The following is a 13,174-nucleotide window of genomic DNA, read 5'->3' as shown; positions in this document are numbered from 1 at the left end:
GGATCGGGGAGCGGTCGGGCAGATGACTCCCAAGGGTATCCGTACGGCCCGGGTGCGGTCTGCCCCGTACCGCACCGGGCCCCGCGCGGGGGACTCACCCCAGGGCGTTCTCCACGGCACGGGCGACCTGTGCCGCCTGTCCGTCCGGCAGCGGACCGCCGGCCGGATCCGTGACGTAGAACGCGTCGACCGCGTTCGCGCCGAGCGTGCTGACGTGGGCGCTGCGCACGCGGACGACCTCGGCGTCCAGCGCCCTGCCGATGCGGTGGAGCAGCCCGGGCGCGTCCTGGGCGCGCACCTCGATGACGGTGGCGAGCCGGGAGCCGGCCGGGGCGACGGTCACCCGCGGGGGCGGGGCCTCCACGCCGCGGCGGCGCGGGTAGGCGGCCTCGCGCTCGGCGAGACGGGCGGCGATGTCGAGGGAGCCGTTCAGCGCCCGGACCAGGTCGTTGCGCAGGCGGGCCGCCTGCGGCAGCGAGCCGTACTCGGCGGCCACCCGCCAGCTCAGCAGCAGCACCTCGCCCGGACGCCGCCCGTCGGAGCCCTGCGCGGCGACGGCGCCGGGCAGTTCGACGGCGCGCAGATCGGCGGCGCGGACGGTCAGCCGGTGCATGGCCAGGACTCCGGCGACCGCGGGCAGCACGCCCTTCTGATCGGGTACGGCGATGAGCAGTTCCACGCCGACCGGTTCGGGCCGGGCCTCCGCGTCGTCGGCGCCGGTCTCCTCCTCGCCGGGCAGGGCGGGTTCGGTGTGCGCGTGCAGGGCGAGAACGGGCCCGCCCGTGCGGTGGGCCTCGACGGCCAGACGCTCCTGCTCGGCCGTGGTCTCCTGGGGCGCCGCCTGCTCCTCGACGGGTTCGCCCGCGAGCACCGCGGTGACCCGTTTCACCAGATCGGCGACCAGCGAACCACGCCAGGCGCTCCAGGCCGCGGGCCCGGTGGCCAGCGCGTCGGCCTCGGTCAGGGCGTGCAGCAGCTCCAGGGTTCCGGTGCTGCCGACGGCCTGGGCGACCGAGGCGATCGTGGCCGGGTCGTCCAGGTCGCGCCGGGTCGCGGTCTCCACGAGCAGCAAGTGATGACGGACGAGCGCGGCCAGGACGGCGGTGTCGCCGCGGTCGAAGCCGATGCGGGTGGCCACGTCCTTGGCGATGACCTCGCCCGCCACCGAGTGGTCGCCGGGCCAGCCCTTGCCGATGTCGTGCAGCAGGGCCGCGACCAGCAGCAGGTCGGGGCGGCTGACCCGGCGGGTCAGCGCGGACGCCCGTACGGCGGTCTCCACCAGGTGCCGGTCGACGGTCCAGCGGTGGACCGCGTTGCGCTGCGGACGGCACCGTACGCGCTCCCAGTCCGGCAGGAACCGGGTGATCAGGCCCTCCGCCTCCAGCGCCTCCCACACCGGCACCGTGTGTGCCCCCGCACCGAGCAGGGTGACGAGCTGCTCGCGGGCCTCGGACGGCCACGGCACGGGCAGGGGGCGGGCGTGGGTCTCCCCCTGCCGGAGGCCGGGTGAGGCCATGCGCCGTACCGCGGGCAGCGAGAGCGGCAGTCCGGCCTGGGCCGCCGCTGCGGCGGCGCGCAGCGGGAGCACGGGGTCGCGGTCGGGGCGCGCGGTGCGGGCGAGCACCACCTCGCCGTCCTGTTCCACGACGCCCTCGGCGAGCGGCGTCCGCTCGTACTCGCCCTGCGGACGGCCCGTGCGGCCACGGCCGCCGAGCAGGGAGCGCAGCTTGGGCCGCGTCGCCCGGGCGCGCAGCACCCGTCCGACCTCGCGCCAGGTCACGTCCCCGGCGTACGCGATGCGGCGCGCGGCCTCGTACACCTGGCGCAGCAGCGCGTCGGCGTCCAGCAGGCCCAGACCGGCGGCCACCTGGTCCTGCTCCTGGAGGGCCAGCCGGTCGGTGGCCCGGCCGGTGGCCAGGTGCAGTGCGTCGCGTACGTCCAGCAGGTTCCGCCGCGCCGCCTCCAGTCCCTCGCGGGGCGCGTCGGCGAGCCAGGAGGCCGCGACGGCGCGCAGCGCGGTCACGTCCCGCAGGCCGCCCCGGGCCTCCTTGAGGTCCGGTTCCAGCAGGAACTGCAACTCGCCCTGGCGCTCGGCCCGTTCCTGGCACAGCTCCAGCAGTTCGGGCAGCCGCTTGGGGGCCTGGTTGCGCCAGTCGGCGAGGACGGCGGTGCGCATCCCGGCCGTCAGCCCGGCATCGCCCGCGACATGGCGGGCGTCGAGCAGGCCGAGCTGCACCTTGAGGTCCTCCCCCGCGGTCCTGCGGGCCTCGGCGGGGGTGCGGACGGAGTGGTCGAGGGCGAGCCCGAGGTCCCACACGGGGTACCAGAGGCGGTCGGCCAGGGCGGCCACGGCTGCGGCGTCCGCGCTGCCGTCGTGCAGAAGGAGCAGGTCGAGGTCGCTGCGCGGGGAGAGTTCGCCGCGGCCGTACCCCCCGACGGCCACGAGCGAGACACCGCCGAGGCCGGCGTCCCGGGCGCCCCGGTGGAGCAGCCCGGACAGCCAGTCGTCGGTGAGACCGGCCAGAGCAGCGCGGCGCGGCGGCCCCGCCTGCGCCTCCTCCTGGAGGAGACGCAGCCGGGCCGCCGCATAGCTGCCGGGTCCCGAGCCGGATGCTTCCCCCGTGGATCCGGGGCTCTGCTCGTCGAGGCCTTCCGCCGTCACTCGGGCTCCTAGTCCGGTCGGTTCCGGTCAGTTCCGGTCGGTCGGTGTCAGAGGGCGTCCGGGCCGCGTTCGCCGGTCCGCACACGGACCGCCGAGTCGACCGGGACGCTCCAGACCTTGCCGTCGCCGATCTTGCCGGTGCGCGCCGCCTTCACGACCACATCGATGAGCTGATCGGCGTCCGCGTCCTCGACCAGCACCTCGATGCGGATCTTCGGGACGAGGTCGACGGTGTACTCCGCACCGCGGTAGACCTCGGTGTGGCCGCGCTGCCGCCCGTAGCCACTGGCCTCGGTGACGGTCAGACCCTGAACACCGAAGGCCTGCAGCGCCTCCTTGATCTCGTCGAGCCGGTGCGGCTTCACGACTGCGGTGATGAGCTTCATGCGTCCACCTTCTTGTCCGCCGCGGCTGCGGCGCGGGCGTCCTGATTCGTGGCGGGGACGGCCTTACGGGCGACCGAGCCGCCGCCGGCTCCGCTGAAGTCGTACGCGGTCTCCGCGTGCTCGTCCTGGTCGATGCCGGAGACCTCGACGTCCTCGGAGACCCGCATGCCGATCACCTTGTCGACGGCGAAGGCGAGGATCGCGGAGACGAGCAGAGAGTATGCGAGGACGGCGAAGACGCCCGTCGCCTGCTTGCCGAGCTGGTCGAGACCGCCGCCGTAGAACAGGCCCTTGGCGTCGGACTGGACACCGCCGGTGGCGAAGAAGCCCACCAGCAGGGAGCCGACGACACCGCCGACGAGGTGGACACCGACGACGTCGAGGGAGTCGTCGTAGTTGAGGCGGTACTTCAGGCCCACGGCCATGGCGCACAGGACACCGGCGATCGCGCCGACTGCGATCGCGCCGAGCGGGCTGACGGAGCCACCCGCCGGGGTGATGGCCACCAGACCCGCGACCGCGCCGGACGCCGCGCCAAGGGTGGTGAACGCGCCGTGGCGGATCTTCTCGTACGCGAGCCAGGCCAGCATCGCGGCGGCGGTGGCGACCTGGGTGTTGACGAACATCACCGCGCCCACGCCGTCGTCGTTGCCCAGCCAGGAACCGGCGTTGAAGCCGAACCAGCCGAACCACAGCAGACCGGCGCCGAGCATCACCAGCGGCAGGCTGTGCGGCCGCATCGGGTCCTTCTTGAAGCCGACGCGCTTGCCGATCACCAGGATCACACCGAGGGCCGCGGCACCTGCGTTGATGTGGACCGCCGTACCGCCCGCGAAGTCGATGACGCCCATCTCGAAGAGCCAGCCGCCCGCGCCCCAGACCCAGTGCGCGACCGGGAAGTAGACGACGGTCACCCACAGGGCGATGAAGAGCGCCCAGGCGGTGAACTTCACCCGGTCCGCGAGCGCACCGCTGATGAGGGCGGGCGTGATGATCGCGAACATGAGCTGGAAGACCGCGAACACGTAGATCGGGATCGTGTAGCCGTCCCAGAGCTGGGTGAGGCCGATGCCGCTCAGTCCGACGTAGTCGCTGGACCAGCCGATGAGGCTTCCGGAGTCGGTGCCGAAGGCGAGGCTGAAGCCGTACAGCACCCACAGGATGGTGACGATCCCCAGGCTGATGAAGCTCATCATCAGCATGTTCAGGGTGCTCTTGACGCGGACCATGCCTCCGTAGAAGAAGGCGAGGGCCGGGGTCATGAGCATCACCAGCGCGGAGCAGATGAGCATGAATCCGGTGTTGGCGGCAGACAACTGGGGAGCGTCTGCGGCGAGTGTGGTGATGCCTGAGGGCATCGGCGTCTCCTCGTCGTCGTGCGGCCCGTGCGGGCGGAGCCTGAAGCGGAGGGGGGTGGGCCGGTTATGCGCCTCGACATTGACGCAGGCCGGTTTCAGTCGATGCCGCACGGTGTTTCGCCGCCGTGACGAAGAGCGTGGGTGTGTTACGCGCGGATGAACTGCCGGTGGTCCGCGGGGCACCGCCGATACTCTGCCGCGAGCACGCGGCATTGCGGCGATGGCCAACCGGCTGACCTGCGGAAAAGGAGCCGGTTGGGCGTACGGGAGCGATGCTGCCCGGCGCGTGGGCGCGGCGCGGAGTAACGGCGCGGTGACGCCGGGGAAGGCCTGGGCGGGCTCCCGTAACGCGGGGACCGGGCAGGCTCGCGTAACGCAGGCGCCGGGCAGGCTCGCGTAACGCGGGACGCGCTCCCGTGACGTGGAAATCGGCCGCCCGGGCGTTCGGGAGCGCCCGGTCAGACCGCCTGGGCGGTCTCGACGCAGTCCGGAAGGTGCAGCGCGAGCTGATCGGCGACGTGGACGACCTCGGCCACGTCCGCATAGTCGCGGGCCGCGGTGTCCACGGTCTTCCGCAGCCGGGTGTTCACCCGCTCCGAGCGCACCCGCCTTGCGACGGACAGGGCCTTCTCGGCCGCGGCCGCCGACTGCTCGGGCTCCTTCTCCAGCAGATGGACGGTGGCCATGCCGATGAGGTTCAGGGCGTACGAGCGCTGGTGGATGTCGTCCTTGCCGAACAGCTCGACGGCCCGCTCCATCTCCGGCCGGGCGAGCGAGGCGTACGTCGGGCTGCGCCCGGCCACATAGGCCAGGTCGCGGTAGGAGTGCGCGTTCTCCGCGTGGAGTTCGGCCTCGGAGAAGAACCGGATCCAGTCCGGGTCGTGCTCCTCCGCCCCGGAGATGTCGGCGAAGGTGTCCTGCGCCATGCGGACGGCGCGATGGCACTTGTTGGGCTGGCCCATGTTGGCGTACGCCCGGGCCTCCATCGCATACAGCATCGCCTGGGTCCGCGCGGTCGAGCAGTCCCGGCTGCCGTACTGCGCGAGGTGGATGAGCTCCAGGGCGTCGTCCGGCCGCCCGACATGGATCATCTGACGGCTCATGTTGGACAGCACATAGGAGCCGAGCGGCTTGTCCCCCGCCTCCTTGGAGGCGTGCAGGGCGAGGACGAAGTACTTCTGGGCGGTGGGCTGGAGACCGACGTCGTAGCTCATCCAGCCCGCCAGCTCGGCCAGTTCGGCCGCGACCTTGAACAGGCGGGCCGAGACCGCATCGGACTGGGGTTCCTGCAGCAGATCGGTGACTTCGTGGAGCTGGCCCACCACCGCCTTGCGGCGCAGCCCGCCGCCGCACTGGGCGTCCCACTGGCGGAACATCCTGGTGGTGGCCTCGAGGAGATCCAGCTCCGGCCCGGACAGCTTGGTGGTCCGGCGCGCGGCGGCCTGAGCGGCCAGCACCGGGACATCGGCCGGCGCACCGGGAGGGGTGGGCACCAGCCAGCGCTGCATCGGCTCGATGAGGGCGGGGCCGGCCGCGAGGGCGAGGGAGGTGCCGAGGAAGCCACGCCGCGCCAGCATCAGATCGCTGCGCGAGAACTCGCTGATCAGCTCGACCGTCTGCCGGCCGGCCCACGGGAGGTCGACGCCCGACACGGAGGGTGACTGGTGGGCGGCGCGCAGGCCGATCTCCTCGATGGCGACGACGCAGCCGAAGCGCTCGGAGAACAGCTCGGAGAGGATCCGCGGAATCGGCTCGCGCGGCTGCTCGCCGTCGAGCCAGCGGCGCACGCGGGAGGTGTCCGTGCTGATGTGGTGGGCGCCCATCTGGCGGGCGCGGCGGTTGACCTGGCGCGCCAGTTCGCCCTTCGACCAGCCACTGCGCACGAACCACGAACCGAGCTGCTCATTGGGGCGCTTGTCGACGCTCGACCCGCTACCGCCGTTGCCGCTCACCGGAACGCCCCCAACCCACACTTCGACGTCGTCCGCGAACCGTCCCCAGGATGCCGCCTTCTGCGGCGTCCTGTCCCGTGAAGTGGCCTGCGAGGAGGGCGGGGAGACGGGGCGTCATGCCACCGGCATACCCAACAGCGGGTGCACTCACGGGAGTTCGTGCACTCAAAGTAATCCCGCGATCACCGTGCTCGCGAGGCGATTCCCGGAATCGCCACCATTCGCCACCCCTTCGAATGAACTCACCCGCAGCGCTTCGCGATTCACTTGACACAAGGCGACGAGAAGGGGGCGGAGAGGCGCACACGGGAGCGCACGCTCCGACGCACACCACCCGCTGAGCCACGCCACGCCGCCGCAGACGCGGGATGACAACGGACGGTCACGGCGAGACTCCATGACGTAACCATCGGCGACAGTGACCCGTTGGAGGGAGCATGGGCTTCACGATCGGCGGCATCCGCGACATGCGGTCCGGCTCACGCAGGCGTGCCCGTGCGACCGAGTGCACGGCCGTGGCGGAGTACACCGGCCTCTGGGGATGGGACGTCGCCCCCGGCGCCCGCGCGAAGCGCGGCCCCGGTGACGGCGACGGAGAGTGCTCCTGCGGGGCGCCCGACTGTCCCCGTCCCGGCGCCCACCCGCTGGACTTCGCGCCCGAGGTGAAGGCGGGCGCCACGCTCGGCGAGGTCACCGCCGCCTGGGCCGAGGTGCCGGGCGCCGCCGTGCTCCTGCCGGTGGGCCGGTCGTTCGAGGTGATCGAGGTCGCCGAGACGGCGGGGCGGCACGCCCTGGTCCGCCTCGAGCGGATGGGGCTGCCTCTGGGCCCCGTCACCGTCACTCCGCACGGCAGGGCGCAGTTCTTCGTCGCCCCCGGCGGCGCGGCCGAACTCCCCGAACTGCTCTACCGGATGGGCTGGGACGACACCGGCCTGGACCTGCACGGCATCGGCGCCGGCAGCCACATCACGGCACCGCCGTCCGACCTGGCGGGCCTCGGACCGGTGCGCTGGTTGCGCCCGCCGACCCTCGACACCGCGGGCCGGCCGCCGCAGGCACGGCTGCTGCTGGGCACGCTCGCGTACGTCTGTCACCGCTCGGCCGCCTGACGCCACCCCGGCCCGGCCCCCTCACGGCGCCGCCCCCCTCACGGCGTCGGCGCTCTCGCCGGCACCGGCACCCTCATCCGGCCCGTCGACGCGGAACGGCCGGGCCCCGTCGCGTCGTTCATCCGCGACGGGGCCCGGCCGGAGCCGCTCCCCTACGTGGGGCTCAGTCGCCGATCAGGGCGTCCACGAACGCCTCGGGCTCGAACGGCGCGAGATCGTCGGCACCCTCGCCCAGTCCGACCAGCTTCACCGGCACACCCAGCTCCCGCTGCACGGCCACGACGATGCCGCCCTTGGCGGTGCCGTCCAGCTTGGTGAGCGCGATCCCCGTGATGTCCACGACCTCGGCGAAGACCCGCGCCTGCACCAGGCCGTTCTGTCCGGTGGTGGCGTCGAGCACGAGCAGGACCTCGCTGACCGGGCCCTGCTTCTCCACGACCCGCTTGACCTTGCCCAGCTCGTCCATCAGGCCGGTCTTGGTGTGCAGGCGGCCGGCGGTGTCGATGAGGACGACGTCCGCGCCCTCGGCGATGCCTTCCTTCACCGCGTCGAAGGCGACCGACGCGGGGTCGCCGGCCTCGGGCCCGCGGACCGTACGGGCGCCCACCCGCTCGCCCCAGGTCTGGAGCTGGTCGGCCGCGGCGGCGCGGAAGGTGTCGGCCGCGCCGAGGACGACACTGCGCCCGTCGGCGATGAGCACCCGGGCCAGCTTGCCGGTGGTGGTGGTCTTCCCGGTGCCGTTGACTCCGACGACCATGACGATGCCCGGGACCTCGTCACCGTCGGCGCCCCCCACCGAACCGTCGGTGTGGACGGAGCGGTCCGCCTCGGTTCCGATCAGGTTGAGCAGTTCCTCGCGCAGCAGTCCGCGCAGTTCCTCGGGCGTCCGCGTACCGAGCACCTTGACGCGCTCACGCAGCCGCTCGACCAGTTCCTGGGTCGGGGCGACGCCGACGTCGGCGGTCAGCAGCGTGTCCTCGATCTCCTCCCATGTGTCCTCGTCGAGGTGCTCGCGGGAGAGGAGGCTGAGCAGTCCCTTGCCCAGGGTCGTCTGGGACCGGGAGAGCCGGGCCCGCAGCCGTACGAGGCGGCCGGCGGTGGGCTCGGGGACCTCGACCGGCGGGACCGGCTCGGTGACGATCGGCGCCCCGGGGGCCGGGGCCTCGGCCTCCGCCTCGGGGAGGCCGACTTCCTCGATGGTGCGGCGTGGTTCGTCGTGCGGGGTCTCGGCCTCGTCGCCGACATGCGGTTCGGCGGGAGGCGCGGTGATGGTGGGCGTACTGGACGGGCTCTCGGGCTTCTTCTTCCGGCGGCTGCCGATCACGAGCCCGCTGATCGCGCCGAGCGCGATCACGGCGATGACTACAGCAAGGATGACGGTGTCCATAACGGACCCAGTATCGGCCACCCGGCCGCGTTGGCGAGCCCTCGGGGACCCGCGGGCGCAAACGTGGCAAATCGCACGCCATGGCCGCACACCCGTGCCCCCTACACTGGTTCGGGGCCGAGCGGCGCACCTGGTGCCCTCCCGGCCCTTTTCCCTGCCCCCACCAGGCCGTTCAACCGCCGCGAACCGCTACGGAGCCGCTTCTTCATGGGCACCACCGCGCCCCCTCCCCCGCCCACGCCCGAGACCGACCGCACCGTCGAGACCCGCGGTATCGAACCCGTACCCGACCGCGAGCGCGGTGGACGGGTCCGCGAGCTCTTCCCGACCTGGGTGGCGGCGAACATCTCCGTCCTCCTGCTCACCATGGGCGCCGGGCTGGTGGTGTTCAACGGGCTGAACCTCTGGCAGGTGCTGCTGGTCGGCGCCTGCGCCTCCGCCGTCTCGTACGGGATGGTCGGCCTGCTGTCCGTGTCGGGGAAGTGGGGCGGTGCGCCCGGGCTGATGCTGTCGCGCGCGACCTTCGGCGTCCGCGGCAACTACTTCCCGGGGGCGATCATCTGGGTCGCCCGGTTCGGCTGGGAGACGATCAACGCCGTCACCGGCTCGTACGCCATCCTGACCGTGCTGGACCTGGTCTTCGGCATCGAGAGCGGCGGCGTCCTGATCGCCGTGACGCTCGTCGCCTTCGTGGCCTGCACGTTCCTGGTGAGCGGCATGGGGCGCAAGGTGCTGGCGGTGTGCAACACCTGGTCGACATATCTCTTCGGCGCCTTCAGCGTCCTGGTGCTGGGCTACCTCGTCACGCACGTCGACTGGCACGAGGTCCTCTCCCGGCCCGCGGGCAGCGCCTCCCTGCTGGTGGCCGGAGTCGGCACCATCGCGGCGGGCGGGATCAGCTGGGTTCCCTCGGGCCCGGACTTCACGCGCTATCTGCCGCACCGCGCCTCCGGCCGCAGGATCGCCGGTGTGACGGTCTCCGGCGCGGCCCTGGTGGTGGTCCCCATGGTGGCGATGGGCGGGGTGATGGCGGCGATCACACCCGATCTGGCCACGGCGAAGGACCCGGTCTCGTTCCTGGGCGATGTTCTCCCCGCCTGGCTGGCCGTTCCGTATCTGCTGACCGCCCTGGTCGGGATGCTGCTGATCAACAGCCTGTCGATGTACTCGGCCGGGTTCACGGCGCAGACGATGGGCGTCCGGCTGCCGCGGGCGCTCGCGGTGAGCGTCAACGCCGTCATCAGCCTCGTCGGCGGACTGTTCCTGATGCTCGTGGCCAAGAGCTTCCTCGACTCCTTCATCACGTTCCTGACCCTGCTGGCCGTCTCCTTCTCCGCCTGGATCGGCGTCTACGGCGTCGACATGGCACGCCGCCGGCGCAAGGCGGTGCGGTACGACGCGAGCGGCCTCATGGACACCGGCCGCACCAGCCGCTACTGGTACCGGGGCGGCTTCTGCTGGCAGGCGCTGACGGCCTGGGGCATCGCGCTCGCGGCCGGGGTCTGTCTCACGAAGCTGGAGTGGTTCACCGGCCCGCTGGCCACCACCTGGATCGGCCGGAACGGTCTGGGCTGGGCGGCGACCATCGCCCTGGCCGCGGCGGTCTTCGCGGTCCTGCCGGCACCTCGGGAGAACGCTCCTGCCGGACCCGTGGAGGAGGGCGCGCCCGCCGAGGACGCCACCCCGGCCGCCGTGCGCTGAGTCCGCCGGCCGCACCCCTGGATATCTGACGCATCGTCAACTACCGTCCCCTCGCCCGCTCACCGCGCAGGCGAAGGGGGACGTCCGTCATGCCCGTCACCGTCGTACGGTTCAACCTCGTCGACCCCGGCGCCTCGCCGGAGTCGCTGTCCAGGCGCTACCGCGCCGCCGTGGAGATGGCCGCCTACGCCGACGACCGCGGGGTCACCATGATCCAGACCGAGGAGCATCACGGCGCCGAGAACGGCTGGCTGCCCTCGCCCCTGGTCTTCGCCGGCGCCCTCCTCGGCACGACCCGCCGCCTCGCCGTCACCGTCTCGGCGCTCATCGCCCCGCTCTACGACCCGCTGCGCCTGGCCGAGGACCTCGCCGTGCTCGACCTCACCAGCGCCGGGCGGATCATGGCGGTGGCGGGCATCGGCTACCGGCAGGAGGAGTACGCGATGCTGGGCCGCCCCTGGGAGCGGCGCGGCCGGCTCCAGGACGAGGCGCTGGAGACGCTGCTGACGGCGTGGACGGGCGAGCCGTTCACGTACGAGGGCCGCACGGTCCGCGTCACCCCCCGCCCGTACACCCGGCCCCATCCGCTGCTCCTGGTCGGCGGCAGCTCCCGGGCGGCGGCACGGCGCGCGGCCCGCCTCGCGCTGCCCTTCTTCCCGAGCGCGCATCTGCCGGAGCTGGAGGCGTACTACCACGCCTGCCGCGAGGAGTTCGGGACCGAGGGCTGGTGCATGATGCCGCCCGCCCGGACCCCGCTGCTGCACATCGCGGAGGACCCGGACCGCGCGTGGGCGCTGTACGGCGAACATCTGCTGCACGAGGCGCGGACGTACGCGTCCTGGCAGTCCGGCGGCGGCATCCGCTCGGCCGTGCGCTCTCACGCGGACACGGTCGAGGGGCTGCGCCGCGAAGGCGTCCACCGCATCCTCACCCCCGACGCGTGCGTGGACCTCGCCGGTTCCGAGGACGGCGCGGGGAGCCTGGTGCTGCATCCGCTGTGCGGCGGGATGCCGGTGGACGAGGGCTGGCGCAGTCTGCATCTGTTCGGCGAAAAGGTACTGCCCCGGCTCCAGGGATGAGCCGGGGCAGCGACCTGCCACGAGGAGTGGGCGGCGGGGGGGTCAGCCCATCTCCTCCAACGCCTTGCCCTTGGTCTCCGGCACCCACTTGAGGATGAACGGAACCGAGAGCAGGGCGAAGACCGTGTAGATCACGTACGCGCCGGAGAGGTTCCAGTCCGAGAGGGACGGGAAGCTCACGGTGATCAGCCAGTTGGCGACCCATTGGGCCGATGCGGCCACGCCGAGAGCGGCGGCACGGATCCGGTTGGGGAACATCTCGCCGAGCAGCACCCAGACCACCACGCCCCAGGAGAGGGCGAAGAACAGCACGAAGGCGTGGGCGGCGACGAGCGCCACCGTGCCCTGCAGGTCGGGCATGGAGATGTCGGTGCCGCTGCCGGTCTTGTAGGAGAACGCCCAGGCGGCCGTGGAGAGCGAGAGCGCCATGCCGCCGGAGCCGATGAGGGCGAGCGGCTTGCGGCCGATCCGGTCGACGAAGACCATCGCGATGACGGTGCCGATGATGTTGATGATCGACGTGGTGAAGCTGTAGAAGAACGAGCTGCTCGGGTCGATGCCGACGGACTGCCACAGCGACGACGAGTAGTAGAAGATCACGTTGATGCCGACGAGCTGCTGGAAGACCGAGAGGCCGATACCGATCCAGACGATGGGCAGCAGCCCGCGGCGGCCGAGCAGGTCCTTGAAGGTGGACTTGTGCTCGGTGCGCATCGCCGTCTCGATCTCGGCGACTCGGGTGTCGAGGTCCACGCTCTTGCCCTCGACCTCCGCCAGGACCTTGCGCGCCTCCTCGGTGCGGCCGGCGGATATCAGGAAGCGGGGGGACTCCGGGATCGCGAAGGACAGCACGCCGTAGAGGACGGCGGGGATCACCATGACGCCGAGCATCCACTGCCAGGCCTCGAACCCGGCCAGTTCGCCGCGCTGTTCACCGTCGGCGGCGTTCAGCACACCCCAGTTGACGAGCTGGGAGACGGCGATGCCGATGACGATGGCGGCCTGCTGGAAGGACGCGAGCCTGCCGCGGTACGCGGGCGGGGCGACCTCGGCGATGTAGGCCGGGCCGATCACCGACGCCATACCGATGGCGACGCCGCCGAACACCCGCCACATCGCCAGGTCCCAGAGCGCGAACGGTACGGCGGACCCGATGGCGCTGACCGTGAAGAGCACGGCCGCGATCTGCATCACACGGATACGGCCGATGCGGTCGGCGAGGCGGCCCGCGGTGGCGGCACCGGCGGCGCAGCCGATGAGCGCGGCCGCGATGACCTGGGCAAGGGCTTCGGAGCCGACGCCGAACCTGCCCCGGATGGCCTCGACGGCACCGTTGATGACCGAGCTGTCGTATCCGAAGAGGAACCCGCCCATCGCTGCGGCGGCCGTGATGAAGATGACGTGGCCGAGATGCTCCGGGCGGGCCTTGCGCCCTTCGGTCTGCGGTGGCTGCGCGGTGGTGGTCAACGTGTACTCCTTGGCCCGGCAGCGCCGCCGGGTCTGGGGGTCGGACCCTTCTGATGGCACGCGGACATGGATG

9 protein-coding genes are annotated in these 13,174 nt (G+C 72.3%); 3 read left to right on the top strand and 6 right to left on the bottom strand.

All coding sequences use genetic code 11. The features are described 5' to 3' along the window. Positions 1 to 94 precede the first annotated feature (94 nt). The 4 genes from ABZ822_RS04720 to ABZ822_RS04705 all read right to left on the bottom strand — a co-directional run bounded on the left by ABZ822_RS04720 (position 95) and on the right by ABZ822_RS04705 (position 6,358). Complete coding sequence (locus tag ABZ822_RS04720; protein ID WP_360846690.1) at positions 95 to 2,662, bottom strand: [protein-PII] uridylyltransferase; 2,568 nt, start codon at positions 2,660 to 2,662, stop codon at positions 95 to 97. A 47-nt stretch (positions 2,663 to 2,709) separates the two neighbouring features. After that, the gene (locus ABZ822_RS04715) at positions 2,710 to 3,048 is read right to left on the bottom strand and encodes a P-II family nitrogen regulator (protein ID WP_360846688.1); all 339 of its coding nucleotides are present in this window, start codon (positions 3,046 to 3,048) and stop codon (positions 2,710 to 2,712) included. Continuing rightward, positions 3,045 to 4,406, bottom strand: coding sequence for an ammonium transporter (locus ABZ822_RS04710; RefSeq protein WP_360846686.1), 1,362 nt, complete (start codon positions 4,404 to 4,406; stop codon positions 3,045 to 3,047). The genes ABZ822_RS04715 and ABZ822_RS04710 overlap by 4 nt, the downstream gene beginning before the upstream one ends. Positions 4,407 to 4,864: 458 nt before the next feature. Beyond that, the gene (locus ABZ822_RS04705) at positions 4,865 to 6,358 is read right to left on the bottom strand and encodes a hypothetical protein (RefSeq protein ID WP_360846684.1); all 1,494 of its coding nucleotides are present in this window, start codon (positions 6,356 to 6,358) and stop codon (positions 4,865 to 4,867) included. 437 nt (positions 6,359 to 6,795) lie between these two features. Between ABZ822_RS04705 and ABZ822_RS04700 the strand changes: the two genes are divergently transcribed. Further along, complete coding sequence (locus tag ABZ822_RS04700; protein ID WP_360846682.1) at positions 6,796 to 7,467, top strand: bifunctional DNA primase/polymerase; 672 nt, start codon at positions 6,796 to 6,798, stop codon at positions 7,465 to 7,467. A 163-nt stretch (positions 7,468 to 7,630) separates the two neighbouring features. On the opposite strand, the gene ftsY is transcribed toward ABZ822_RS04700, so the two are convergent. Next, positions 7,631 to 8,854, bottom strand: a complete 1,224-nt coding sequence (ftsY, locus tag ABZ822_RS04695; protein ID WP_360846680.1) for a signal recognition particle-docking protein FtsY — start codon at positions 8,852 to 8,854, stop codon at positions 7,631 to 7,633. A 207-nt stretch (positions 8,855 to 9,061) separates the two neighbouring features. Between ftsY and ABZ822_RS04690 the strand changes: the two genes are divergently transcribed. Further along, the gene (locus tag ABZ822_RS04690; protein ID WP_360846678.1) at positions 9,062 to 10,555 is read left to right on the top strand and encodes a cytosine permease; all 1,494 of its coding nucleotides are present in this window, start codon (positions 9,062 to 9,064) and stop codon (positions 10,553 to 10,555) included. Positions 10,556 to 10,644: 89 nt separating this feature from the next. Beyond that, positions 10,645 to 11,634: an LLM class flavin-dependent oxidoreductase gene (locus tag ABZ822_RS04685; RefSeq protein ID WP_360846676.1), complete on the top strand. Its 990-nt coding sequence runs from the start codon at positions 10,645 to 10,647 to the stop codon at positions 11,632 to 11,634. Positions 11,635 to 11,676: 42 nt separating this feature from the next. Here the strand turns inward: ABZ822_RS04685 and ABZ822_RS04680 are convergent, their stop codons facing one another. Continuing rightward, positions 11,677 to 13,101, bottom strand: a complete 1,425-nt coding sequence (locus ABZ822_RS04680; RefSeq protein ID WP_360846674.1) for a sugar porter family MFS transporter — start codon at positions 13,099 to 13,101, stop codon at positions 11,677 to 11,679. Between the last annotated feature and the right edge of the window lie 73 nt (positions 13,102 to 13,174).

Origin of the sequence: Streptomyces sp. NPDC047108 (assembly GCF_040643575.1) — a bacterium.
In the GTDB taxonomy this organism is placed as follows: Bacteria; Actinomycetota; Actinomycetes; order Streptomycetales; family Streptomycetaceae; genus Streptomyces.
The sequence above is the reverse complement of the archived record's forward strand: the minus strand, read 5'-3'. Positions and strand labels throughout refer to the sequence as shown.

Bases quoted from the DNA above. Each gene is read 5' to 3' on its own strand.
- ABZ822_RS04715 (WP_360846688.1), bottom strand. From the start codon at position 3,048: ATGAAGCTCATCACCGCAGTCGTGAAGCCGCACCGGCTCGACGAGATC.
- ABZ822_RS04710 (WP_360846686.1), bottom strand. From the start codon at position 4,406: ATGCCCTCAGGCATCACCACACTCGCCGCAGACGCTCCCCAGTTGTCT.
- ABZ822_RS04700 (WP_360846682.1), top strand. From the start codon at position 6,796: ATGGGCTTCACGATCGGCGGCATCCGCGACATGCGGTCCGGCTCACGC.
- ftsY (WP_360846680.1), bottom strand. From the start codon at position 8,854: ATGGACACCGTCATCCTTGCTGTAGTCATCGCCGTGATCGCGCTCGGC.
- ABZ822_RS04690 (WP_360846678.1), top strand. From the start codon at position 9,062: ATGGGCACCACCGCGCCCCCTCCCCCGCCCACGCCCGAGACCGACCGC.
- ABZ822_RS04685 (WP_360846676.1), top strand. From the start codon at position 10,645: ATGCCCGTCACCGTCGTACGGTTCAACCTCGTCGACCCCGGCGCCTCG.